The following is a 25,838-nucleotide window of genomic DNA, read 5'->3' as shown; positions in this document are numbered from 1 at the left end:
GAATATTTTGGATCAGGCACTTAGCACAGTGGCGTATACAGAACACGGTTTGTACAGAACGCGGCTTACACAGAACGCTTTGCACAAGACACTACCTTTTCGGCCTATTTTTGTAAAACTATTGTATCGATAAGCCCTGTTGCGTCCACAAAGCCAGACACCGCAGCGCAACGGCGCGGCGTCGGCAACGATCAAACAAAAGCGCGGCTATAGATGACGAGGCTGAAAGGTGTCGTTTTTCAGCTGGTCGTGGTTCGGGGCGTTGTCTTTGAGCACCTTGAGCACCTCGCGGGCGCGGTCGTCCATGCCCAGCCCCTGATAGCCTTCGATCATGGTGGCCAGAGCGTCGGCGTTGGCGCTGGATTCAGGATAGTGATCCAGCACCCAGCGGCCGCGCTTCACCGCCGCCACATAGGCGCCGCGGCGCAGATAGTAGTCGGCCACGTGCAGTTCGTGGCGAGCCAGCAGATCGCGCAGGTAAACCACGCGCTGGCGGGCGTCCGGGGCGTAGTCGCTTTGCGGGTAGCGGGTCAGCAGATCGCGAAAGTCGTTGTACGCATCGCGCGTGGCCCCCAGATCGCGCTTGGATATATCGATTACGCGCAGCCGCTCCAGGCTGAAGCGCCCGGCCTGCCAGGCGGCCAGCCCGCGCAGATAGTAGGCGTAGTCGGCCTGGGGGTGGTCCGGGTGCAGGCGCACGAAGCGGCTGGCCGCGGCGCGCGCTTCTTCCCACTTGCTGTTTTCGTAGTAGGCGTAAATCAGCTCCAGCTGGGCCTGTTCGGCGTGTTTGCCGAACGGGTAGCGGCTGTCCAGCGCTTCCAGGCGCTCTATGGCGGTCATGTAGAGGTTGCGGTCGAGCGCGTCGCGGGCGAGCTCGTAGAGGTCGCGTTCGCTGGTATTGGCGTACTTGCCTTCGCCGTCGGCTGGCACGGTGTCGTTGCTGGCGCAGCCGGCGAGTAGCGTAAGGCTGAGCGCGACGGCGCCAAGGCGGGTCGCTGCGGAAAAAGCGCGCATGAAGTTCCTCGTGACAATCAAGCCTGGATCACCGAAATGCGGCGATGGCCGTGGTAGAATGGACGCAGTTGACACACTATAAAACACCTCGCGGCAAAACGCAGGCATCGTCGGCGCTGCCCGAGGCTCAAGGAAATGCTATGACCCGCACCGTTGACGCCACCGCGCGCGTGCCGGCCTGCCTTGCCGGTGCGCGGCTGGATCAGGCCGCCGCTGAGCTGTTCGGCGAGTACTCGCGCCAGCGGTTGAAAACCTGGATCAACCGCGGCGAGCTGACCGTGGACGGCGCCCGCGCCAAGCCCAAGGCCCGGCTTCACGGCGAGGAAACCCTGGCGCTTCACGCCACGCTGGAAGACGAGCAGCGTTTCGTGGCCCAAAACATCCCCCTCGACGTGGTGTTTGAAGACGACCACCTGCTGATCGTCAACAAGCCCGCCGGCATGGTGGTGCACCCCGCCGCCGGCAACCCTGACGGCACGCTGCTCAACGCGCTTTTGCACCATCATCCGGCGCTTGCCGAAATCCCCCGGGCGGGGATTGTCCACCGGCTGGACAAGGACACTACCGGGCTTTTGATGATTGCCAAAACGCTGCCCGCCCAGGCCGCGCTGGTCGAGCAGCTGCAGGCGCGTACGGTCTCGCGCCAGTACGACGCCGTGGCGATCGGCACGCCGGTGGCCGGGGCCACGGTGGATGCGCCTATCGGCCGCCATCCCAAGGATCGCAAGCGTCAGGCGGTCAACGCCTCGGGCAAACCGGCGGTTACGCACTTTCGCGTGGTGGAGCGCTTTCGCACCCATACCCACGTGCGCTGCCGGCTGGAAACCGGGCGCACCCATCAGATACGGGTACACATGGCCCACGCCTGCTATCCGCTGATTGGCGATGCGCTGTACGGCGGCCGGCCGAAACTGCCCCCCGGGGCGGCGGAGCCGCTCAAGGAGATTTTGCGCGAGTTTCCCCGCCAGGCGCTTCACGCCCGTCGGCTGGCGTTCCAGCACCCGCATACCGGTCAGGAGATGACCTTTCGCGCACCGCTGCCGGATGACCTGCTGATGCTGCTGGACTATCTGCGCGAAGACCACCAGACCATGCGATAAGCGGGGGAGGACGAAATGAGCGATGCGCCGGATCTGCGCCCGACGTTGATCACCCCGGACTGGCCGGCGCCGGCCAACGTGCGGGCGTTCGTCACCACCCGGGAAACCGGCCCCAGCCAGGGCGCGTTTGCCGCTTTCAACGTGGCCACGCACGTAGGCGACAACGCCGAGCATGTGGCTCTTTGCCGGCGCCTGCTGGGCAAGGAAGTCGGCGACGCGCGGCCGTTTCTGTGGCTTAGCCAGACCCACGGCGCCCGGGTGCAGCAGCACTATCCCCGGCGCACCGCGCTGCAAAGCGAGATTCCCGAGGCCGACGCCGCCGTCGCCGACAGCGCCGACTACGCCTGCGTAGTGCTCACCGCCGACTGCCTGCCGGTCCTTTTCTGCAACCGCGCCGGCACGCGAGTGGCCGTGGCCCATGCCGGCTGGCGGGGCTTGGCCGGCGGCGTGCTGGAAGCCACGGTGGCCGCACTCAACACCCCGGCGGAGGACGTCATGGCCTGGCTGGGGCCGGCTATTTCCAATGCCCAGTTCGAGGTTGGCCCTGAGGTGTTTGATGCCTTCGTTGCCGTGCATCCCCAGGCCGAAGGCGCCTTTGATCCGAGCCCGTACCGTCTGGGCCACTACATGGCCGATCTCTATCATCTGGCGCGGCTGCGCTTGTCGCTGCTGGGCATCGACGAGGTGAGCGGCGGCCATTTCTGCACCGCAAGCGAGCCGCGCTTTTATTCCTACCGCCGCGACAACGGCCAGACCGGACGGATGGCCAGCGCTATCTGGCTGGACAGCCCCTGATCTCTTGAAACGCCTCTGTGCTGCCGCCATCTAGAGAAGCAAACCGATACCGCCGGACGGCATTTCGCCCGGCGGCCTGTTGATCGAAAAGGAAGGCCGGCGCGGTGCGGGCGAGCGATCCCAGCGCTGCGCCATGCCGGGAGGACACGTTTATGCGATTCGACAAGTTTACTGCCAAGCTGCAAAACGCCATTGCCGATGCCCAGTCGCTGGCCGTGGGCCGCGGCCACAACCAGATGGCACCGGCGCACCTGCTGCTGACGCTGATGGACAGCAGCGACACCGGGGTGAAGTCGCTGGTGGAAAAAGCCGGCGGCAGCGCCTCGACTCTGCGCGATACCCTGAGCCGCCAGGTGGATGATCTGCCCCGGGTCAGCCAGTTCGACGGCGATGTGCAGCCGTCCAAGGAGCTGATCAAGCTTTTCAACCTCACCGATCGCGAGGCCCAGAAGCGCGGCGATCAGTTCATCGCCACCGAGCTTGTGCTGCTTGCCGCCCTGGAAGCCGGCGGCGACGTGGCCCGCGCGCTCAAGCAGGCCGGCATCGAACGCCGGGCGCTGGAAACCGCCATTGACGACGTGCGCGGCGGCGAAAACGTCACCGATGCCAACGCCGAGGAGTCCCGGGAGGCGCTGGAAAAGTACACTCAGGATCTCACCCAGCGGGCGCTGGACGGCAAGCTTGACCCGGTGATCGGCCGTGACGACGAGATTCGCCGCACCGTTCAGGTGCTCCAGCGGCGTACCAAGAACAACCCGGTGCTCATCGGCGATCCCGGCGTGGGCAAGACCGCCATTGTCGAAGGCCTTGCCAGCCGTATCGTCAACGGCGAGGTGCCCGAGGGGCTGAAAGACAAGCGCGTGCTGGCGCTGGATATCGGCGCGCTGCTGGCCGGGGCCAAGTTCCGCGGCGAGTTTGAAGAGCGGCTGAAAGCCGTGCTCAAGGAGCTCGGCGAGGAAGAAGGCCGGGTGATTCTGTTCATCGACGAGCTGCACACCATGGTCGGCGCGGGCAAGGCCGACGGTGCCATGGACGCCGGCAACATGCTCAAGCCGGCGCTGGCCCGGGGCGAGCTGCACTGCGTGGGCGCGACCACGCTGGACGAATACCGCCAGCACATTGAAAAGGACGCCGCCCTTGAGCGCCGCTTCCAGAAAGTGCTGGTCGACGAGCCCAACGAAGAAGACACCGTGGCGATTCTGCGCGGGCTCAAGGAGCGCTACGAAGTCCACCACGGCGTGGACATCACCGACTCGGCGATCATCGCCGCGGCCAAGCTGTCTACCCGCTACATCACCGATCGCAAGCTGCCCGACAAGGCCATCGACCTGGTGGACGAGGCGGCCTCGCGCATCCGCATGGAGCTGGATTCCAAGCCCGAAGAAATGGACCGGCTGGACCGCCGGCTGATCCAGCTCAAGATGGAGCGCGAGGCGCTGAAGAAGGAAACCGACGCCGCCTCGCAAAAGCGCCTCGACGCGCTCAACGAGGAAATTCACGAGCTGGAGCGCGAGTACGCCGATCTCGACGAAATCTGGAAGGCGGAAAAGGCCAGCATCCAGGGCGCGGCCCAGTTCAAGGCCGAGCTTGAACAGGCGCGGCTGGACATGGAGCAGGCCCGGCGCCAGGGTGACCTGGGGCGGATGTCCGAGATCCAGTACGGCACCATCCCTACGCTTGAGAAAAAGATCGCCGAAAGCAGCGAAAGCGAAGAGGCCGACACCTCGACCCATCAGCTGCTGCGCTCCAACGTCACCGAAGAAGAAATCGCCGAGGTGGTGTCGCGGTGGACGGGCATCCCCGTGGCCAAGATGCTGGAAGGCGAGCGCGACAAGCTGCTGCGCATGGAAGACGCCCTGCACGAGCGGGTGATCGGCCAGAAAGAGGCCGTGGAGGCGGTATCCAACGCCGTGCGCCGTTCCCGGGCCGGACTTGCCGACCCGCACCGGCCTAACGGCTCGTTTCTGTTTTTGGGCCCCACCGGGGTGGGCAAGACCGAGCTGTGCAAGGCGCTCGCCACCTTCCTGTTTGATACCGAGGAGGCCATGGTGCGGGTGGATATGTCCGAGTTCATGGAAAAGCACTCCGTGGCCCGGCTGATCGGCGCGCCTCCGGGCTACGTGGGCTATGAGGAGGGCGGCTACCTCACCGAGGCGGTGCGCCGCAAGCCCTACTCGGTGCTGCTGCTCGACGAGGTGGAAAAGGCCCACGCAGACGTGTTCAACATCCTGCTTCAGGTGCTGGAAGACGGGCGTTTGACCGACGGCCAGGGGCGCACGGTGGACTTTCGCAACACCGTGATTGTGATGACCTCGAACCTGGGCTCAGACATCATCCAGCGCATGGGCGGCGACCAGAGCGATGCCGGCGGCGGCGACTACGACGCCATGCGCAGCGCGGTAATGGAGACGGTGGGCAACCACTTCCGCCCGGAGCTGATCAACCGCATTGACGAAGTGGTGGTCTTCCACGCGCTGGGCCAGGAGCAGATTCAGGCCATTGCCGGCATTCAGCTGGCGCACCTGCGCGCGCGTCTGGCCGAGCACGACCTGGGGCTTGACGTCAGCGATGACGCCATGGCCCAGCTGGCAGTGGTCGGGTTTGATCCGGTGTTCGGCGCCCGGCCGCTCAAGCGGGCGATCCAGAGCCGGATCGAAAACCCGCTGGCCCAAGAGCTGCTGGCGGGCAACTTTGCCCCGGGCAGCGTTATCCGCGTGACCGCCGAAGACGGCGCGCTGCGCTTTACCACCGCCTGAGCACGGCGAAGGCGGCACCGCGGCGCCTGATGCCGCGGTGCCACTTTCGTCGGAGCGCGTTCGTTAAACGCCCTGTCGTGCGCCGCGACAGGGCGTTTTTGTGTCCGTTTTCCCGCCGTGGCGGGCCCTGGCAGTTGACAAGCCAGAGCGCTAATGGAATCTTGAGGGTTCCTGATTTGCGGGCGCGGAACCCACGGGCAACCCCCTATCCCCGCGCGAAGGGTAGGCGTCAAGATGCCTCTACCCGCCGAAGGACTTCCGGGCAGGGCTTACCGCCCAGCCTGGCCAACGCCCCGACGCGGTAAACCGCCGTGAGAGAGTGCAGACCCTAACCGGGTCACATGCCAGGGTTTGGCATCAGGTGCCGGCGTAACCGGCAGCGGCATACCGCCGCACTCGACATGGTGGGCAACGGCCTGCCAATGGCACTCGAGACCTTCAGGGGAGATACACTGTGGAACTGCTTTCCGGCGCAGATATGATCGCCCGCTTCTTGCAAGATGAGGGCGTTGAATACATTTACGGCTATCCCGGCGGGGCGGCGCTGCACATCTATGACGCGCTGTTCCGCCAGGACAAGGTCAAGCACATTCTGGTGCGTCACGAACAGGCCGCCACCCACGCCGCTGACGGCTATGCCCGGGCCTCGGGCCGGCCGGGTACGGTGCTGGTGACCTCCGGCCCGGGCGCGACCAATGCGGTGACCGGCATTGCCACCGCCTACATGGACTCCATTCCCATGGTCGTGCTGTGTGGCCAGGTGGCCAGCCACCTGATCGGCGAGGACGCCTTTCAGGAAACCGACATCGTTGGCGTGACCCGGCCCATCGTCAAGCACAGCTTTGCCATTCGTCACCCGTCCGAAATTCCCGAGGTGCTGAAAAAGGCGTATTACCTGGCCGCGTCCGGCCGGCCGGGCCCGGTGTTGGTGGATATTCCCAAGGACATGACCGCTCCCACCGAGCGCTACGAGTACGTCTACCCCAAAAAGGTCAAAATGCGCTCGTACAACCCGGTGACCCGCGGGCATACCGGCCAGATCAAAAAAGCCGTGGAGCTGATGCTCAAGGCGCGTCGCCCGATGTTTTATACCGGCGGCGGCGTGGTGCTGGACAATGCCGCCACCGGCCTGACGGATCTGGTGCAAAAGCTCGGCTATCCGATCACCACCACGCTGATGGGCATGGGCGCCTATCCGCAAAGCGATAGGCAGTGCCTGGGCTGGCTGGGCATGCACGGCGCGTACGAGTCCAACATGGCCATGCACCATGCCGATCTGGTGATTGCCATCGGCGCGCGCTTCGACGACCGGGTGACCAACAACGTCTCCAAGTTCTGCCCCACGGCCAAGATCATCCATGTGGACGTGGACCCAAGCTCGATCTCCAAGACCGTACACGCCGACGTGCCCATCGTCGGGCCGGCCTCCAGCGTGATCAACGAAATGATCAGCCTGGTCCAGAGCAAGGACATCGCCAATCCCGACGCCATCAGCGACTGGTGGGAGCAGATCGAGGGCTGGCGCGCCGAGCGCGAAGGCAAGCGCTACGAGCCGTCGCAGGTCGGCGAGCTATTAAAACCCCAGGAAGTGATCGAGGCCATCTGCGAAAAAACCCGCGGTGAAGCCTTCGTCACCACCGATGTGGGCCAGCACCAGATGTTTGCCGCCCAGTACTACCGCTTTGACAAACCGCGCCGTTTCATCACCTCCGGCGGGCTTGGCACCATGGGCTTTGGCTTTCCGGCGGCCATGGGCATCAAGCTGAACTATCCGGATGACGATGTGGTATGCATTACCGGCGAGGGCAGTTTTCAGATGATGATGCAGGAGCTGTCCACCTGTAAGCAGTACGGCGTCGGGGTCAAGATCATCAACCTGAACAACGCCTCGCTGGGCATGGTGCGCCAGTGGCAGGACTTGAACTACAAGTCTCGCCATGCGCACTCCTATGTGGAGTCGATGCCTGATTTCCACCTGCTGACCCAGGCCTACGGCTTCACCGCGATTACGGTGAACACGCTCGACGAGCTGGCGCCGGCCCTGGAGCGGATGTTGCTTGACAAGCACGAGCTGGTGTTTCTCGACGTGAAGGTCGATCCGTTCGAGCACGTCTATCCGATGCAGGTGCCGCTGGGCTCCATGCGTGACATGCTGCTGTCTAAAACGGAGCGTACCTAATGCGTCATATCATCTCGATTCTGATGGAAAACGAACCGGGTGCCCTGTCGCGTGTGATCGGTCTGTTTTCGCAGCGCAACTTCAACATCGAAACGCTTAACGTAGCGCCTACCGAAGACGCCTCGCTGTCGCGGCTGACCGTGACCACCGTCGGCGACGACCGCGTGGTCGAGCAGATCACCAAGCAGCTGAACAAGCTCATCGACGTGGTCAAGCTGGTGGATCTGACCGAAGGCAACCACATCGAGCGCGAGCTGATGCTGGTCAAGGTCAAGGCGCTGGGGGCGGCCCGGGACGAGGTCAAGCGCACCGCGGATATCTTCCGCGCCCAGGTGGTTGATGTCACACCGAGCCTTTACACGGTGCAGATTACCGGGGACGCCGCCAAGCTGGATGCGTTTGAGCATGCCATGGCGCCGCTGGGTATTCTTGAAGTGGCGCGCACCGGCGTTTCCGGCATTGCCCGAGGCGAAAAGGTGCTGACGCTGTAGCCGGCGCCCGACTCCGGTAGAGACAAGGCCGCTTTTAGCGGCCTTTTTTTATGGTCGGGAAGGCGCCTTGCGGGAAGGCGCCTTGAGCCATGAGCTTGAGAAAAGTCGTCAATGCGCCGGGCGCTGGCTTGAGTGGAGCATTTCTCGGGCGTGGGCCAGGGTCTGATCGGAGAGGCTGACGCCGCCAAGCATGCGGGCAAGCTCGCTGACCCGGCCACCTTCGTCGAGCAGTGCCATCCGCGTGCGGGTCGTGTTGCGCTGGGCGTGCTTTTCGATGTGCAGGTGGGCATGGGCCTGGGCGGCGACCTGGGGCAGGTGGGTGACCGTCATCACCTGGCCGTTTTCACCCAGCCGGCGCAGCAGCTGGCCGACGATTTCCGCCGTGGCGCCGGAGACGCCGACGTCGACCTCGTCAAAAATCAGGCTGGGAATAGTGGAGTGGCGGGCCGCCACGACTTGAATGGCCAGGCTGATGCGTGAAAGCTCCCCGCCCGAGGCGACCTTGGCCAGCGGCCGGGCCGGCTGGCCCGGGTTGGCGCTGATGTAGAACTGCACCCGCTCCAGCCCCTCGGCGGCCGGGGCGTCACGGCTTTGCAGCCGGACATCAAAGCGGGCTTTTTCCATGGCCAGAAACGCCAGCTGCTGCTGCACTTCGCTGGCAAACGCGCCCGCCGCGCGCCGCCGCGCCGCGCCCAGCGCCTTGGCCAGCTGCCGATAGTGCTCACCGCGCGCGTTGGCGGCTTCGTGCAGGCGATCCAGGCTGTTATCGCCGGCGTCGAGCCGGTTCAGCTCGGCGCTGAGTTTGGCATGAAGCCGGGGAATCTCTTCCGGGGCGACCTGATGTTTACGCGCAATGCGATGCGCGTCGCTCAAACGGTTTTCAACAAACGCCAGCCGTTCGGGGTCAAGCTCGGTATTGGCGGCTATATGGTTGAGCTCGCTGGCGGCTTCTTCCAGCTGGATGCGAGCGTCACCCAGCATGGTCAAGGTGTTGGCCAGCGCTCCTTTTTCGCTGCCGGGCAGCTCGCTTAGCCGGCCGTGGGCCTGCCGCAGCAGGGTGAGCGCGCCGCCGCTGTCACTTTCGCAGCAGTCGGCGGCAAACTGCGTATCGCGCAGAATATCCTCGGCGTGGGCCAGGGTTTGCTGTTCGTCTTCAAGGGCTGGCAGCTCGTCGTCGGCCAGTGCGAGCTGGTCGAGCTCTTCGACCTGATAGCGCAAAAGCTGGCGCCGAGCCTGAATTTCATCACCCTGATCGCGGAATCTCTTGAGCCGGCGCCGGGCGTGCTGCCAGTCGCGAAAAGCCGCGGCCAGCGCGTCGGCGTCGTCATTGAGACCGGCGTAGTCGTCGAGCAGCGCCAGGTGAGTGTCTTCGCGCAGCAGCGCCTGATGGGCGTGCTGGCCGTGAATCTGAATCAGCCGTTCGCCCAGCGCCTTCAGGTCGCTGATGGCGGCCGGCCGGCCGTTGATCCAGGCCTTGCTGCGCCCGGCGGCGCTGACCACGCGGCGCAGCAGGCATTCGTCAGTGGGCAGTTCGCGTTCGGCAAGCCAGGCCCGGGCGGCGGGCAGGCGCGCAATATCAAAGCGCGCGGAAAGATCGGCCCGCTGGCAGCCGTGGCGCACGCTGCCGGCATCGGCGCGGCTGCCCAAACACAGGCCAAGCGCGCCGAGCAAAATGGATTTACCCGCCCCGGTTTCCCCGGTGATGGCGGTCATGCCGCTTTGGAGGTCGAGCTCCAGGCCATCCACGATGGCGAAGTCCTGGATGGCGAGCTGCGTCAGCATAGGGCCTCCGGATGGTGTCAGTGCGCCAGTGTGAGACGCGCAAAAGAAAAGAGGAAGAAAGCGTAAGTCTTTGTTTTTTTATACAGTAGATGGCGCCGGCTCGCAATACCACAATGTGGCACTTGAGATGACGCATACCATCCCCATATAACGCCCAGACCCGATACGCCAACAAGTGACATCACAGCCGCTTTTTCAGGAGATACCCATGGCGAAAGATCCCCAGACCCCGCTCGACGACGAGCAGGCACGCCACGCCGCAGAAGACGCCCAGACGCCCGAAGGGGAGCAGCAAGCCGCCGCGGAAAAGGCAGAAGAGCGTTTGGCGGAAGGTGAACTGGAAAGCCTGATCGACGATGAAGGCGACACCGTCAGCACCGAGGCGGAAAGTGACAACCCCGAAGCAGAAATGCTCGCCGCCAAGGTAGAAGAGCTGGAACAGGAGCTTTCCGACACCAAAGACCAGGCGATGCGCACCGCCGCGGAGGCGCAAAACGTGCGCCGCCGAGCCGAGCAGGACGCCGAAAAGGCGCGCAAGTTTGCCCTGGAAAAGTTCGTCAAAGAGCTTTTGCCGGTGATCGACAGCCTGGAAAAAGCGCTTGACGCCATGGGCGAAGACGCCACTGAAGCCCATCGCGAAGGCGTCTCCATGACGCTGAAAATGCAGCTGGACGTGCTGGGCAAGTTCGGCGTGGAGCAGATCGACCCTCACGGCGAGCCCTTTGACCCGCAGGTCCACGAGGCCATGACCATGGTGCCCAACCCGGAACTGGAGCCCAACACGGTCATGGAAGTGATGCAGAAAGGGTACCGGCTCAACGGCCGCCTGGTGCGCCCGGCTATGGTCGTGGTGAGCAAAAAAGCCGAATAGAACCGCGATAAACCCCCTTGAAATGCCGCCGGCAACCCCCAGATAACGTGGCAACCCGGCGGTAAACGCCAACACGCGATTTGGCAGACGCCATTGTTTTGTCACGACGCCGTCCGCCCGGGCGGCACGTCACCAACAAATTCGAGGTTTCTTATGGGACGCATTATCGGAATTGACCTGGGTACGACGAACTCCTGCCTGTCGGTACTCGACGGCGACAGCCCCAAGGTCATCGAAAACGCTGAAGGCGGCCGCACAACGCCGTCCGTCATCGCCTACGCCGAAGACGGCGAGATTCTGGTCGGTCAGGCGGCCAAGCGCCAGGCCGTGACCAACCCGGAAAACACCATCTACGCCATCAAGCGCCTGATCGGCCGCCGTTTTGACGACGATGTCGTGCAAAAAGACATCAAGATGGTGCCCTACAAGATCGCCAAGGCCGATAACGGCGATGCCTGGGTGGAAGTGAAGGGCAACAAGATGGCGCCGCCCCAGGCCAGCGCGGAAATCCTCAAGAAGATGAAGTCCACCGCCGAAGACTACTTGGGCGAAGACGTCACCGAAGCGGTCATTACCGTGCCGGCCTACTTCAACGACAGCCAGCGCCAGGCCACCAAGGATGCCGGCCGCATTGCCGGTCTGGAAGTCAAGCGCATCATCAACGAGCCCACGGCGGCAGCACTTGCCTACGGCATGGACAAGTCCCGCGGCGATCGCACCATCGCGGTGTACGACCTGGGCGGCGGCACCTTCGATATCTCCATTATCGAAGTCGCCGACGTTGACGGCGAAACCCAGTTCGAGGTGCTGGCCACCAACGGCGACACCTTCCTCGGCGGCGAAGACTTTGATCTGGCCCTGATCAACTATCTGGTTGAGCAGTTCAAGTCCGACAGCGGCATGGACCTTTCCGGCGATAACCTGGCCATGCAGCGCCTCAAGGAAGCCGCCGAGAAAGCCAAGATCGAGCTTTCCAGCGCCCAGCAGACCGACGTTAACCTGCCCTACATCACCGCAGACAACACCGGTCCCAAGCACCTTAACGTCAAGGTGACCCGCGCCAAGCTGGAAGCGCTGGTCGAAGAGCTGGTTACGCGCTCGCTGGAGCCGTGCAAGACCTCGCTGAAGGATGCCGGCCTGTCCGCGTCTGAAGTCGACGACGTGATTCTCGTCGGCGGCCAGACCCGCATGCCCAAGGTGCAGGAAAAAGTCGCCGAATTCTTCGGCAAGGATGCCCGCAAGGACGTCAACCCGGACGAAGCCGTGGCCGTGGGTGCTGCCATTCAGGGCGGCGTGCTCGGCGGCGACGTGAAAGACGTGCTGCTGCTTGATGTCACCCCGCTCACCCTGGGCATCGAAACCATGGGTGGCGTAATGACGCCGCTGATCGAGAAAAACACCACCATCCCCACGAAGAAGACGCAAACCTTCTCCACCGCGGATGACAACCAGACTGCCGTGACCATTCACGCGGTACAGGGTGAGCGCAAGCAGGTATCGCAGAACAAGTCGCTGGGCCGTTTTGACCTGGCCGACATTCCGCCGGCACCCCGCGGCGTGCCGCAGATTGAAGTGGCCTTTGACCTTGACGCCAACGGCATTCTCAACGTCTCAGCCAAGGACAAGGCGACCGGCAAGGAGCAGTCCATCGTCATCAAGGCCTCCAGCGGTCTGACCGAGGAAGAAATCGAGCAGATGGAGCGCGATGCCGAAGCGCACGCCGAGGAAGACAAGAAGTTCGAAGAGCTGGTGACGCTGCGCAACCAGGCCGACGGCATGATCCACGCCACGAAGAAGACGCTGGAAGAAGCCGGTGACAAGGCCACCGACGACGAGAAGCAAAAGATCGAAACGGCGATCACCGAGCTTGAAGAAGCGGTCAAGGGCGACGACGCCGAAGACATCCAGAAAAAGCTGGATGCGCTGACCGAAGCATCCGGCGGTCTGGCGCAGAAGATGTACGCCGAGCAGGAAGGCCAGCAGGCCGGCGCTGAAGGCGGCGAAGACGCCAGCGCCAAGCAGGAAGACGACGTGGTTGACGCCGAGTACGAAGAAGTCAACGACGACCAGAAAAAGCAATAACGCACTTTCTGTGACGGCAAGCGGTGACGCGGGGGGCAACTCCCGCGTTGCTGTTTGCGCAGGCCGCGCTTTAGTAGCGTCCAGGCCAACCACTGCTCACGCTAACCAGGAGGCGTAGGACCCATGTCCAAACGCGATTATTATGACGTCCTGGGGGTCGATAAAGGGGCCGATCAAAAAGAGATCAAAAAGGCCTACCGCCGCCTGGCGCAAAAGTATCACCCCGATCGAAACCCGGACGACGACACGGCCGCGGAGAAATTCCGCGAGGTATCCGAAGCCTACGAAGTGCTGTCCGACAGCGAAAAGCGCGGCGCCTACGACCAGTTCGGCCATGCCGGCGTAGACGGCCAGGCCGGCGGCTTTGGCGGCGGCGGCTTCGGCGGCGGTGGCGGCGACTTCAGCGATATTTTCGGCGACGTGTTCGGCGATATCTTTGGCGGCGGCGGCCGGCGTCGCGGCCCCAACGCCCCGGCGCGCGGCTCTGATCTGCGCTATAACCTTGAGCTGGATCTCGAACAGGCCGTGGCCGGCACCAGCGTGGATATCCGCGTGCCGCGCCATATCAACTGTGACCGCTGCGACGGCGACGGCGCCGAGCCGGGCTCCACCAAGGAAACCTGCCCCACCTGTCAGGGCATCGGCCAGGTGCGCATGCAGCAGGGCTTTTTTGCCGTGCAGCAAACCTGCCCGACCTGTCACGGCGGCGGCGAGCACATCAAGGTGCCGTGTCACAAGTGTAACGGCGAAGGCCGCGTGCGCGAGACCCGCACGCTGTCGGTGAAAATTCCCGCCGGCGTGGATACCGGAGACCGCATCCGCCTCAACGCCGAAGGCGAAGCCGGCATTAACGGCGGCCCGCCGGGGGATCTCTATGTTCAGGTGGCGATCAAGCCGCACCCGATTTTCGAGCGCGACGGCCGCCACCTGCAGTGCGAGGTGCCGATCAACTTTGTCGACGCCGCACTCGGCGGCGAGCTGGAAGTGCCTACGCTGGAAGGCCGGGTGAAGCTCAAGGTGCCCGCTGAAACCCAGACCGGAAAGCTGTTCCGCATGCGCGGCAAGGGCATCAAGCCGGTACGCGGCGGCGCCCAGGGTGATCTGCTGTGCAAGGTGGTGGTGGAAACCCCGGTCAACCTCAATGAAGAGCAGAAAGATTTGCTGGGCAAGCTTCAGGAAAGCCTGAATAGCAGCAACAGCCAGCATCACTCGCCGAAGAAGACCAATTTCTTCGACGGCGTGAAAAAGTTCTTCGAAGATATGAAGTCCTGAAGGTAGCCCATTGCGCTACTCTTGGATGCCGGCACTGCGCGTGCCGGCATTTTTTTGTCTTTTTTACCGGACGTTGATGCAGGGAGCCGCGGATGCGTGAACATGTGGGGATGCTGCTGTGGGCTCTGCTGGTGGGCCTTTCTTTTCCCGTGGTCGGGCTGGTTGAGACACTGCCGCCGCTTTTGCTGACCGCGCTGCGCTTTGCCGTTGCCTGCGCTGGGCTTTGGTGGCTGGCCCGGCGCTCGCCGCATTTCTGGCCGGCGTGGCGCGCACTTCCGCTCTACGCCGGGATGGGCCTTTGTTTGGCGGGGTTTTTCAGCGCCATGTTCTGGGCGGCCCACCACGCCACGGCGCTTTCCATGGCCACGCTTTACGTGACCGTGCCGCTTTTGGCCTACGTCATGGGGCTTTTGCTGGGCGTGGAGCGCCGTGCCTGGCGCATGGCGGCGGTACTTTTGCTGGGGGCCGGCGGGGCACTGCTGCTGGCGTTGGCTGAAGCCGTGGTGCAGGGCGGCGCGCTGCAGTTTGGCCGGGGCGAGGCGGTGTTCTTCCTCGGCTGTGTGGCCTCGGCGCTGTACCCGGTCATCAGCAAATGGGGGCTTGCCAGCGGCCGGCTGGCCGACTCCGCCGCGGTGCGTACCTTTTGGAGCCTGGCAGCGGGCGGGATGCTGATCGGCGCGCTCGGGCTTGCAGTTGAACCCGTCAACGGGCTTGCCGCCATGGGCATAAAGGATGCACTGCTGCTGGTGTATCTGGGGCTGGGCTCCAGCGCGCTGACGTTTTGGCTGATGCAGCGCGCCACCGCCGCGCTGACGCCGGGCGCGGTGACCGCCTACAGCTACCTGGTGCCGTTTGTCTCCATGCTGCTGCTGTTTGTTCGTACGCCGGAGGCCATCGGCTGGGTGTGGCTGCCCGGCAGCGCCCTGGTGATGCTGGCGATTGCGCTTTTGGCCAGCGGCCGGGCCGGTCGCTGAGCGGCTTTTGCTATACTGGGCGCCCTGGTTTATTTTTTGCAGGAGCTTACATGACTCGTATTGCCATTGTCGGCGTTGCCGGCCGCATGGGCCGCACGCTGGTCCACGCCGTAGCGCAAAACGCCGAGACCACCCTGGCCGCCGGCATCGTCGCTCCCGGCAGCTCGCTGGCCGGCGCGGATATCGGCGAGCTGGCCGGGCTGGGCAAAAAAGGCGTGACGGCCGTAGACAGCCCGGCCGCCTGCGTTGACGACTTCGACGTGCTGATCGACTTCACCACGCCCGCCGTGACGCTGGAGAACCTGGCGTTCTGTGCCGAGCACGGCAAGCGCATCGTCATCGGCACCACCGGCATGAGCGACGCGGAAATCGAAACGCTGGACGGCTACCGCGAGCGCCTGCCCATGGTGTTTGCCCCGAACATGAGCGTTGGCGTCAATCTCACGCTCAAGCTTCTGGAAACCGCGGCCAAGGCGCTGGGCGATGAAGGCTACGACATCGAAGTGATCGAGTCTCATCACCGCCACAAGGTCGACGCCCCCTCCGGCACCGCGCTGAGAATGGGCGAAGTCATGGCCGATGCGCTGGGCCGCAACCTGAAAGAGCACGGCGTGTTCGAGCGCGTCGGCCAGTGCGGCCCGCGCAGCGACAAGGAAATCGGCTTTGCTACCGTGCGCGCCGGCGACATCGTCGGCGAGCACACCGTGATGTTTGCCACCGAAGGCGAACGCATCGAAATCACCCACAAGGCCTCCAGCCGCATGACCTTTGCCAGGGGCGCCGTCCGCGCCGCCCGCTGGGTGGCCGGCCAGCCCAACGGCCGCTACGGCATGCAGGATGTGCTTGATCTGGACACATAACGACGCCGCTTGGCGAGAGGAAGTGGTAAGAGGCCGATTTATAGCTTTTTAGCGGGCGCTAAGGCGTTTTGATAGACCGACTCGATATCACAAAATTCTTTCGCCTGCTCCAAGCGGGAAAGCGTGGTTAAGCGCATGGTATTGCGTATAGGGCGGTGGGGTACATGGGTAATCGGCTGCGGTAGCGTAAGCGGTTTGCCCAGCTCAAATAAATAGTAAAGCTCGGTAGAGTCGCTAACCTTGCCAGCGTGCTTTGCGTTTAGTTCATTGAGAGGTCGCAGCGTGACTTTCTTGACCGGCCATAGCTTATCTAGCTGTTTGGTGTGAGGAGTGTCGGCTGAGGTAGTGGCAAGTGCTAAAAAGCGGATTTCTTCGACGACGTGCTGTCGATATTGACCGTGAAAAGTGCGCTGTGGCATGTGGTACCACTGAGCACTGCCGTTGGCGAAAGCATCGAAGTAAGCCGAGTCGCGCCCGCTGGCCCCGCCTACGGCGGCGGTCATAGTGAGATCAGGATAGAAGATTTGCGTCATTCCGTAATGGGGGATGCGCGCAGCTTTCTGAACTAGCAGCTGCTCCTGAGTAAGCTGTCGATCGTTTTGCGATGCCTGTGTGCCAATTTGCTGCTGTAGAAACTGGGTCAGCCAATGGCGGCCGGCCGTATCGTGCTGGGACGGGAGCAGGGCAAAGGCGCCGATGCCAATTTCGTCAATGGCGTGGGCATAGGGGTTGTCTTCCTGCAGCTGGTTAAAATGTCCGGGATAGAGCGCAAATGCGGCGCATACCGGGCGATGCTTATGCGTTGCGTGCGGGGCCTGAAGCGGTACCGATCAGCGCGTCGCGGTAGCGGTGCATCTGATTAATCGCATCGTCAGGCACGTAATCTGTGTTATCGGTGCTTTTGCCACAGCGGTCAAGTGTATGGCGAATGCGATACTTAGCATCGAATACCCATAAATATCGCCGAGCATCCGGTCCCGGAAAAGTGACTTCTAGCACAATATCCGGTTTTTGATTGACAAGATACGTTTTGGGGTTTGTTGTGCTTTTCTGGAATAGCGGCTCATGAGCAAGCCGCGCGCTGATGCCGTCGGCCCGCTCAAACTCGAAGGCGCCGGCAAAGCCGTCTTTGAAGCGATATTCAAAAAGCTCGCTACGCTTTAGCCTATTTAGAGCACGAGGTTTCTCCGTGAAGCCGAGCACATCGACGACTATCTGGTGTATGGATAAAAAGCACCATATCTCGTAAATGTCCGCGACGGACTTCATGGAAATGTGAGTCATACCGTCGAATACATCGAGGTATAGTTTAAGCTTTTGCCATATCCGATAGACGGCGCTGTACCCTGCCTTTTGCTGCAGTACCAGTGATTCTTGCTGCAGCCGTGGTGAAGGGCGAACCTCGCTAAGAAAAGACTGGCCGAGCATTTTCTGCAGCGGCCGCTGCCACTGCTGTAACTCTTGCAAAAAGCTGTCTGAAATACGTTGGTTATCCGGTGCTTTATTGTGCTGGCGTAAGCGGTTTTCGAAGTGGCGCAGCCGCTTATGGCTTTGTTCAACAATGCTTTTAATGAAACGATTTTCCGGCGTATCCACGCATAAGCGGCTGCGCTGTACGCGGTAACGCTTGTAGGTTAAGCCGGCAGCTATGTTTTCTCTTACCCTTTCTGCCTGCTTGGGCGGTAGGGAGCCCTTTAGGCGGTCTGCCCGCTGAGAGACGGTATGCGGCTGTAGCCGGCGGTGAGGCGCGCGGGTGATGACGTTCAGTCCTTGCACAAACTGTTCGCGAAGCTGTGCAAAGTTGGCCAGCCACAGCAAAGGAAAATCGCCGTGCCGAGGGCTTTGCGTAGCCCCTTGCTGGGTTTTTTCGGCCAGGCTAAAGCGCCAGAGTGGAAAAGTGCGGTCAATGGCTGAATACATCACGGCCAGATCACCGTGCAGATCCATCTTGGTGGGTAAAATCTCCAAGGAAAAGCTCTGGGTGTGCGTCGTGCCATTGAGCGACGTATATGCCAACGGCAGTTTGAGCCATCCTACATGGTTGCCGGTGTGGATGCTGCCTGAAAGCATAGCCGGTATAGGGCCGCGTTTTGCGGTAAAACGAAAGCCGTTGTTGATCGAATTCAAACGGTGAAACAGCCGCGCATCTTGTATTTCGTTAAAAAATATCCATTCAAAATGGTACTGCAGGTTTTCAAAGAACAGTGGTTTTCCGAGTAGCAGCTGGCTGGCTATACCGGCTCTATCGGGCTGAGGAATGCCGATAATTGCCGCCTGCGCAAGAGATAACTCAGGTGAAAATCGAATAGCCGGTGCCGGCGTTTCGCCGTCGTTGGCGTTGACTAAGCGCTGGCGTAAAGTTTTGGCGTAGGCTTGCTGGCGCGGGGTAATGTCTTTGCACCAAACGGAAAAGGCAAAATCTTCGGTTTGCAGATGTAATAGCTCCTGCATGTTCTCTCCGCGCGCCTTAAGGCCAAAAGCTGGTAAAGCCGGTATCGTTTAGCCGGCGCTGCATCCACGCGAGTTTTTGCTGGGTGCGGCAAGCAATCGCAACCTCGCTGCGATAAAAGTCCGGGCGCGTGCTGCGGGCGACATCGCTAGCCCAAATATCCACAAGCTGCGTTGCCAAGACGCTGTGTAACTCGCTGAGCAGCGAGTCGCTGTCGAACGTTTGCCGCAGTTTTTCGGCATCGCCGTCGATGCGCGGCAGTACCTTTTGCATGAGCACGTCATCCCAAACGGCCTGTAGCTCCACCGCGTTTTGGGGCTGCTGGCAGGCCACAGCGAGCAAAAGCTCGTTTAGCGTGCGGTAGGCGAGCTCAAACGGCGTGCCAACGAAAGGAGCGTTGACGCGCTTAGCAAACTCGATAGTGGCCTTGCCGTCGGGGTCGGCGGCGCCAAAATGGGATACGTCTCTAGCGTCAGAAAGCGTGGGATAGCCCAGTGCTTCATGGGTAAAGCCGCCCTGAAAGAAACAGTCAAAATCGTTGGGGAAAAACTCGCCAAAATCGAGTGTTAGCGCCCTGTCAATCACTTTGCGCGAGAAGCCGTGGGTGGTTTCATCCATGTTGACCGTGCCGGCGACCAGCAGATTGAAAGGAATGCTAATGCCGCTGTCGAGAAAGTGCTGCCAAAGATCCTCATATTCTGCGTGGGCGAGGCCTAAGCGGCTGCGCAGCTGCTCGGGTGCATCCAGCTCTTGCAGCTGACCGCTTTTCAGCAGCGCATCGCAGGAATAGGCAAAGTCATTGCCGTTCCACTGCCAGCGGCGGGTTTCGATGACGGATAAATAATCGGCGAAATACTGCTCCACCGGTGCCAAGTTCATTTCGTCTAAACACAGCCAGTAAGGGGCCGCGGTTTTTAGCATAGCCTGAGTGCCTGTGGCAGTAGAGCGGCCGTTCTTGCCATCAACGGCTATGCCGTTATCGACTAACGCCTTCCAGGCAGCGACGATAAATCTGAGTGTATCGGTTGCCACATAGCTGACGGTGCCACTTAAGCGGGATATATAGCCCAGTAGGTCGCTAGGCTCGTGCCAGTCCGGACGCACTGACACAAGACAGTAGTTATCCAGCGAAACACCGCCGGTAGCTATAGCCTGTTCGCGCACAAAGCGAGATTTTCCTGTGCCGGAGATTCCTGCAAGCAAAATAAAAGGGTTGGGCAGTGATCTGACAGGTAACGGTGCTATGTAAGCCGCGGTATCAGTCACCTCTCCTATAATTTCTTTTTTCACTTGAAGGTAGAGAGGGGATATTTGGCGATAAGCGGTAAGTATATCCCGTAAATCGCGCTCTAACGTAATGTTGTCAGGTAGGGCGTCTGCCGGGTAGTGCTTAGCGACGATAGTAAAATCTTCGTAAGATCTGCCGCGATTGCTGTTGGCATTCAAATTGAGTTTTTCACTACTCCACTCATCGCTTAATGGGATGCGCTTGTTGATGACAGATTTTATATGCTCTGAGTGCTTTTTAGCATAGTGATGGTCAAATTTTTTCTCAAGAGATGTAACCCCTTGCATAAGAGATAAAAAGATGCCAGCGCCATCTGCCTGGAAGAGGTAAGCCGGGTAAATGCCGTCTTGAGTGGTGGTTGTTATTTCGGGGTCTAAGATAGAGAGCCAGGCTACGTCAGCCCAATTTCCTGCGCCTACGCTCGGCGTTGTCACATAGCGAGTGTCAAAATCGTTGACAATAGTGTCAACTTCTTTTTTGAAGTCGCGCTTAAAGAAAACTGCTACGGGATGTTTGGCAAATTGCTGATTTTTTGCAGATGACCAATCAGATAAAATTGTGGCTAGCGTATCGCGTAAACTCATTCTTCCCTCGGTCGTAGGCAGTTTTCCTATCTGAAAAAGCAAAAAAGGCGTTACAGCATTATTCCTCATGCAGAAGGCTCTGCATACCATTGCCGGCCAAGTGCTCCGTGTGCGTGGCAGCGAGGCCTAAGCGGCCCCTAGCCACCGCTATCCATATCCTGTAACATCCCTAAGATTTTGGTCGAGTGGTTCCAAAAGCCGCGCTTGTTGCGCAGGCCGGCCCGAACGGCAGGGGTGAGCGCCGTCGGCCAGGGCCGTTTTGGCGAAGAACAGCAGGCGGGATGAAACCGGTTTTTCCAATCGGCTTCGTCCCGCTTTTTTACGACCCGACGTTTGCACGCAAACGCCGCTAAGAATGACGGATGCCGCTGTCGTGACAGGGGTGTTAACCAGCCTTGGGAGGATTTGTCTTGAATAACCCCGCTTTGCACCAACCCGCGATTCTGGCGCTGGAAGACGGAAGCGTGTTCCACGGCATCGCCATCGGCGCTGAGGGGCTCACCAGCGGCGAGGTGGTGTTCAATACGGCCATGACCGGCTATCAGGAAATCCTCACCGATCCTTCTTATACCCGCCAGATTGTCACGCTGACCTATCCGCACATCGGCAATACCGGCGTCAACAGCGACGACGTGGAATCTGACGGCGTGGCGGCGGCAGGGCTGGTGATTCGCGATCTGCCGCTGGTGGCGAGCAGCTTTCGCTGTGAACAGAGCCTTTCCGACTACCTGAAAAGCCAGAACGTGCTGGGCATCGCCGAGATCGACACTCGCCGGCTGACGCGGCTGCTGCGGGACAAGGGGGCGCAAAACGGCGCGATTCTGGCCGGCCGCGAAGCCGAGGGCGACGATGCCGAAGCGCGCGCCGTTGCCGCGGCCAGGGGCTTTCCCGGCCTGGCCGGCATGGACCTGGCCAAGGTCGCCAGCTGCCAGACGCCCTACGAGTGGAACGAAGGCGAGTGGATCCTGGGGCAGGGCTATCAGTCCGGCGATGACATCGAGCGGCCCTTCCACGTGGTGGCCTACGACTACGGCGTCAAGCGCAACATTCTGCGCATGCTGGTATCCCGCGGCTGCCGGGTGACCGTGGTGCCGGCGCAGACGCCGGCCTCCGAGGCGCTGGCGCTCAACCCGGACGGCATCTTTTTATCCAACGGCCCGGGGGACCCGGAGCCCTGCGACTACGCCATTCAGGCCATTACCGAGCTGCTCAGGGCAAATATTCCGCTGTTTGGCATCTGCCTGGGCCACCAGCTGCTGGCGCTGGCCAGCGGCGCGCGTTCGATGAAAATGAATCACGGCCACCACGGCGCCAATCATCCGGTGCAGGATCTGGACACCGGGCGGGTGATGATTACCAGCCAAAACCACGGCTTTGCCTCGGATGAAGCCACGCTGCCGGAGACTCTGCGCGCCACGCACCGTTCACTGTTTGACGGCACGCTGCAAGGCGTTGAACGCACCGACGGCCCGGCGTTCAGCTTTCAAGGCCACCCGGAAGCGAGCCCCGGCCCGTGCGACGTGGCACCGCTTTTTGATCGCTTTATCGCCATGATGCAGGCGCGCCGCTAGGGCCGGCAGCACCGCCGTTTACGCCGTTTCTTGTTGCTCATCGTCATTTTTTGCGGGAACCGTTATGCCCAAGCGTACCGATATTAAAAGCATCCTGATTATTGGCGCTGGCCCGATCGTCATCGGCCAGGCCTGTGAATTCGACTATTCCGGCGCTCAGGCGTGCAAGGCGCTGCGTGAGGAGGGCTACCGGGTCATTCTGGTCAACTCCAACCCGGCCACCATCATGACCGACCCGGTCATGGCCGACGCCACCTACATCGAGCCGATTACCTGGCCGGCGGTGGAAAAAATCATCGAGGCTGAGCGCCCGGATGCGATTTTGCCCACCATGGGCGGCCAGACCGCGCTGAACTGCGCGCTGGAGCTGGATAAGCACGGCGTTTTGGAACGCTACGGCGTGGAGATGATCGGTGCCAACGCCGATGCCATCAACAAGGCCGAAGACCGCGACCTGTTTGACAAGGCGATGAAAAACATCGGCCTTGAGTGCCCCAAGGCCAAGGTGGCGCACACGATGGACGAAGCCTGGGAGATCCAGGCAGAGCTGGGTTTTCCCACCATCATCCGCCCGTCCTACACCATGGGCGGCTCCGGCGGCGGCGTGGCCTACAACAAAGAAGAGTTCAAGGAGATCTGCGCCCGCGGGTTTGACCTTTCCAACAACCACGAGCTTTTGATCGACGAGTCGCTTTTGGGCTGGAAAGAGTACGAGATGGAGGTGGTGCGCGATAAAAACGATAACTGCATCATCGTCTGCTCGATTGAAAACTTCGATCCCATGGGCGTACATACCGGCGACTCCATCACTGTGGCGCCGGCGCAAACGCTGACCGATAAAGAATATCAGGCCATGCGCAACGCAAGCCTGGCGGTGCTGCGCGAGATCGGCGTGGAAACCGGCGGCTCCAACGTCCAGTTCGGCGTGGATCCGGACACTGGGCGCGTGGTGGTCATCGAGATGAACCCGCGGGTGTCGCGCTCCTCGGCGCTGGCCTCCAAGGCGACGGGCTTTCCCATTGCCAAGATCGCCGCGAAGCTGGCGGTGGGCTACACCCTGGACGAGCTTTCCAACGACATTACCGGCGGGCGCACGCCGGCGTCGTTTGAGCCGTCCATCGACTACGTCGTGACCAAGATTCCGCGCTTTACCTTCGAAAAATTCCCCCAGGCCAACGACCGGCTGACCACGCAGATGAAGTCGGTGGGTGAAGTCATGGCCATCGGCCGGACGTTTCAGGAATCCCTGCAGAAGGCGCTGCGCGGGCTGGAAACCGGCGTCGACGGCCTCGACCCCATCGTCACAAACTTTACTGACGAAGCCATTGCACGGATCAAAGGCGAGCTGCAGGCGGCGGGGGCCGACCGTATCTTCTACGCGGCCGATGCCCTGCGCGCCGGGCTTAGCGTCGACGAGCTGTTTGCGCTGACCCATATCGATCGCTGGTTTTTGGTGCAGCTTGACGATTTGATCGCCGCGGAAGCGGCGCTGGCCAAGCGTTCGCTGTCTGAGCTGTCCGCGCAGGAAATTTTCCGCCTCAAGCGCAAGGGGTTTGCCGATGCGCGGCTGGCCAGGCTGCTCGGCGTGTCGGAAAAAGAGTTCCGCAAAACGCGCCAGAAAGCCGGCATCCGTCCGGTGTACAAGCGGGTGGATACCTGCGCCGCCGAGTTTGCCTCGGATACCGCTTACATGTACTCCACCTACGAGGAGGAGTGCGAGGCAGAGGTGTCCGACAAGCCCAAGATCATGGTGCTGGGCGGCGGGCCCAACCGCATCGGCCAGGGCATCGAATTTGACTATTGCTGCGTGCACGCCGCGTTTGCCATGCACGACGACGGCTATGAAACCATCATGGTCAACTGCAACCCGGAAACCGTCTCCACCGACTACGACACCTCCGACCGCCTGTATTTCGAGCCGGTGACGCTGGAAGACGTGCTGGAAATCGCCGACAAGGAGCAGCCGGTCGGCGTGATCGTACAGTTCGGCGGGCAAACGCCGCTGAAGCTGGCCCGCGAGCTGGAAGCCGCCGGGGTGCCGATCATCGGCACCACGCCGGACGCCATCGACCGCGCCGAAGACCGCGAGCGTTTCCAGCAGATGATCAACAAGCTGGGCCTCAAGCAGCCGCCCAACGCCACCGCGAGAAGCTTCGACGAGGCGTTTGCCAAGGCCGAGGCCATCGGCTACCCGCTGGTGGTGCGCCCCAGCTACGTGCTCGGCGGGCGGGCGATGGAAATCGTCTATGACGCCTCGGAGCTTGAGAGCTACATGACCCACGCGGTCAAGGTCTCCAACGACTCGCCGGTGCTGCTGGATCACTTTCTCAACGCCGCCGTCGAAATCGACGTGGATGCGGTCTCCGACGGCCAGCAGGTGGTCATCGGCGGCATCATGCAGCACATCGAGCAGGCCGGCGTTCACTCCGGCGATTCGGCGTGCTCGCTGCCGCCGTATTCGCTGCCGGCCGACGTGCAGGATGAAATGCGCGATCAGATCAAGCGCATGGCGGTGGAGCTTGGGGTAAAGGGCCTGATGAACGTGCAGCTGGCCTGGCAGGACGGCGAGATCTACGTCATCGAGGTCAACCCCCGCGCCTCGCGCACCGTGCCGTTCGTGTCCAAGTGCATCGGCACCTCACTGGCGCAAATCGCCGCGCGCTGCATGGCGGGCGTCAGCCTGGCCGAGCAGGGTTTCGAGCGCGAAATCGTACCGCGCTGCTATAGCGTCAAAGAAGCGGTGTTCCCGTTCAATAAATTCCCCGGGGTCGACCCGATTTTGTCGCCGGAGATGAAGTCTACCGGCGAGGTCATGGGCTCGGGCGATACCTTCGCCGAGGCCTTCTACAAGGCCCAGCTGGGGGCCGGTGAGGCTATTCCGCCGGTCGAGGGGCCGCGCAAGGCGTTTCTTTCCGTGCGCGAGCCGGACAAGGAAGGGATTATCGAGGTGGGGCGTTCTCTGCTAACATTAGGCTTTACGCTATGCGCCACACGCGGCACGGCGGCGGCATTGGAAGCTGCCGGGCTCGACGTTGAGCGCGTCAATAAAGTCTATGAAGGACGCCCGCACATCGTCGATTTGCTCAAAAACGACGATATTGCCTATATCGTGAATACCACCGAAGGTCGCCAGGCAATCCTTGACTCTTCGGTTATCCGCCGTACCGCCCTTGCCCGCAAGGTGGCCTATGCGACCACCCTGGCGGGGGCTAATGCCGTTTGCATGGCGCTGGCGTACGGTCGGGAAATTACGGTGCGGCGCCTTCAGGAATTGCACGCAGGAGCCAGTGAATGAACAAGGTCCCGATGACGGTTGCGGGAGAAAAGCAGCTTCGCCAAGAGCTTGAAGAGCTGAAAAGCGAAGCGCGCCCCCGGGTGATTGCGGCCATCGCGGATGCGCGTGAGCACGGCGACCTGAAGGAAAACGCCGAATATCACGCCGCGCGCGAGCAGCAGGGCTTTATCGAAGGGCGCATCCAGGAAATTGAAAACAAGCTTTCCGGCGCTCAGGTGATTGATGTCACCAAACTGCCCAAAACGGGCAAGGTCATCTTTGGCGTGACCGTTGCGCTGCTGCATCTGGACGAAGACAAGCAGGTCACCTATCGCATCGTCGGTGAAGACGAGGCGGACATCAAGGAAGGCCGTATTTCGGTGACCTCGCCCATTGCCCGGGCGCTGATCGGCAAGGAAGAAGGGGACGTTGTTCTGGTGAAAACCCCCGGCGGCGATGTCGAGTATGAAATTGAAAGCGTCGAGCATCTGTAGCG

General features: G+C 61.6%; 18 protein-coding genes. 13 read left to right on the top strand and 5 right to left on the bottom strand.

Annotated features, from left to right (window positions below):
* Positions 1–207 precede the first annotated feature (207 nt).
* Complete coding sequence (locus ABD654_RS00545; RefSeq protein ID WP_344701217.1) at positions 208–1,014, bottom strand: outer membrane protein assembly factor BamD; 807 nt, start codon at positions 1,012–1,014, stop codon at positions 208–210.
* Positions 1,015–1,154: 140 nt separating this feature from the next.
* Here ABD654_RS00545 and rluD point away from each other — a divergent pair, with 140 nt between their 5' ends.
* The 5 genes from rluD to ilvN all read left to right on the top strand — a co-directional run bounded on the left by rluD (position 1,155) and on the right by ilvN (position 8,335).
* A complete protein-coding gene (gene rluD, locus ABD654_RS00540) occupies positions 1,155–2,114 on the top strand; it encodes a 23S rRNA pseudouridine(1911/1915/1917) synthase RluD (RefSeq protein ID WP_344701215.1) in 960 nt (319 codons plus the stop codon).
* A gap of 15 nt (positions 2,115–2,129) precedes the next feature.
* Positions 2,130–2,909, top strand: a complete 780-nt coding sequence (gene pgeF, locus ABD654_RS00535; protein ID WP_344701213.1) for a peptidoglycan editing factor PgeF — start codon at positions 2,130–2,132, stop codon at positions 2,907–2,909.
* A 152-nt stretch (positions 2,910–3,061) separates the two neighbouring features.
* A complete protein-coding gene (gene clpB, locus ABD654_RS00530) occupies positions 3,062–5,665 on the top strand; it encodes an ATP-dependent chaperone ClpB (protein ID WP_344701211.1) in 2,604 nt (867 codons plus the stop codon).
* Positions 5,666–6,119: 454 nt separating this feature from the next.
* The gene (locus tag ABD654_RS00525; protein ID WP_344701209.1) at positions 6,120–7,844 is read left to right on the top strand and encodes an acetolactate synthase 3 large subunit; all 1,725 of its coding nucleotides are present in this window, start codon (positions 6,120–6,122) and stop codon (positions 7,842–7,844) included.
* Positions 7,844–8,335, top strand: coding sequence for an acetolactate synthase small subunit (ilvN, locus tag ABD654_RS00520; protein WP_344701207.1), 492 nt, complete (start codon positions 7,844–7,846; stop codon positions 8,333–8,335). The genes ABD654_RS00525 and ilvN overlap by 1 nt, the downstream gene beginning before the upstream one ends.
* Before the next feature lie 108 nt (positions 8,336–8,443).
* Here the strand turns inward: ilvN and recN are convergent, their stop codons facing one another.
* Positions 8,444–10,117: a DNA repair protein RecN gene (recN, locus tag ABD654_RS00515; RefSeq protein WP_344701205.1), complete on the bottom strand. Its 1,674-nt coding sequence runs from the start codon at positions 10,115–10,117 to the stop codon at positions 8,444–8,446.
* A 208-nt stretch (positions 10,118–10,325) separates the two neighbouring features.
* Between recN and grpE the strand changes: the two genes are divergently transcribed.
* The 5 genes from grpE to dapB all read left to right on the top strand — a co-directional run bounded on the left by grpE (position 10,326) and on the right by dapB (position 16,176).
* Positions 10,326–10,988: a nucleotide exchange factor GrpE gene (gene grpE / locus ABD654_RS00510; protein WP_344701203.1), complete on the top strand. Its 663-nt coding sequence runs from the start codon at positions 10,326–10,328 to the stop codon at positions 10,986–10,988.
* A 153-nt stretch (positions 10,989–11,141) separates the two neighbouring features.
* Positions 11,142–13,070, top strand: a complete 1,929-nt coding sequence (gene dnaK, locus ABD654_RS00505) for a molecular chaperone DnaK (protein WP_344701201.1) — start codon at positions 11,142–11,144, stop codon at positions 13,068–13,070.
* 123 nt (positions 13,071–13,193) lie between these two features.
* Positions 13,194–14,342: a molecular chaperone DnaJ gene (gene dnaJ / locus ABD654_RS00500; RefSeq protein WP_344701199.1), complete on the top strand. Its 1,149-nt coding sequence runs from the start codon at positions 13,194–13,196 to the stop codon at positions 14,340–14,342.
* 92 nt (positions 14,343–14,434) lie between these two features.
* Positions 14,435–15,316, top strand: a complete 882-nt coding sequence (locus ABD654_RS00495; RefSeq protein WP_344701197.1) for an EamA family transporter — start codon at positions 14,435–14,437, stop codon at positions 15,314–15,316.
* Between the two features lie 50 nt (positions 15,317–15,366).
* Entirely contained in the window at positions 15,367–16,176 is an 810-nt protein-coding gene (dapB, locus tag ABD654_RS00490) for a 4-hydroxy-tetrahydrodipicolinate reductase (RefSeq protein ID WP_344701195.1), read from the top strand.
* Between the two features lie 38 nt (positions 16,177–16,214).
* Here dapB and ABD654_RS00485 read toward each other — a convergent pair whose 3' ends face one another.
* From ABD654_RS00485 to ABD654_RS00475, 3 genes are all read right to left on the bottom strand, one after another.
* Entirely contained in the window at positions 16,215–16,679 is a 465-nt protein-coding gene (locus ABD654_RS00485; protein WP_344701193.1) for a hypothetical protein, read from the bottom strand.
* Between the two features lie 292 nt (positions 16,680–16,971).
* A complete protein-coding gene (locus ABD654_RS00480; protein WP_344701191.1) occupies positions 16,972–18,627 on the bottom strand; it encodes a DUF2357 domain-containing protein in 1,656 nt (551 codons plus the stop codon).
* Between the two features lie 16 nt (positions 18,628–18,643).
* Positions 18,644–20,497: an MrcB family domain-containing protein gene (locus ABD654_RS00475; RefSeq protein WP_344701189.1), complete on the bottom strand. Its 1,854-nt coding sequence runs from the start codon at positions 20,495–20,497 to the stop codon at positions 18,644–18,646.
* A 425-nt stretch (positions 20,498–20,922) separates the two neighbouring features.
* Here ABD654_RS00475 and carA point away from each other — a divergent pair, with 425 nt between their 5' ends.
* From carA to greA, 3 genes are all read left to right on the top strand, one after another.
* Positions 20,923–22,068 carry a glutamine-hydrolyzing carbamoyl-phosphate synthase small subunit gene (gene carA / locus ABD654_RS00470; RefSeq protein WP_344701221.1) on the top strand — a complete coding sequence of 382 codons (1,146 nt, stop codon included), beginning with the start codon at positions 20,923–20,925 and terminating at the stop codon, positions 22,066–22,068.
* A gap of 64 nt (positions 22,069–22,132) precedes the next feature.
* Positions 22,133–25,363, top strand: coding sequence for a carbamoyl-phosphate synthase large subunit (carB, locus tag ABD654_RS00465; RefSeq protein ID WP_344701187.1), 3,231 nt, complete (start codon positions 22,133–22,135; stop codon positions 25,361–25,363).
* The gene (greA, locus tag ABD654_RS00460) at positions 25,360–25,836 is read left to right on the top strand and encodes a transcription elongation factor GreA (protein WP_344701185.1); all 477 of its coding nucleotides are present in this window, start codon (positions 25,360–25,362) and stop codon (positions 25,834–25,836) included. Before carB ends, greA begins: the two co-directional genes overlap by 4 nt.
* Positions 25,837–25,838: the final 2 nt, after the last annotated feature.

Origin of the sequence: Halomonas cibimaris, from assembly GCF_039537045.1 — a bacterium.
GTDB lineage: Bacteria > Pseudomonadota > Gammaproteobacteria > Pseudomonadales > Halomonadaceae > Vreelandella > Vreelandella cibimaris.
The sequence above is the reverse complement of the archived record's forward strand: the minus strand, read 5'-3'. Positions and strand labels throughout refer to the sequence as shown.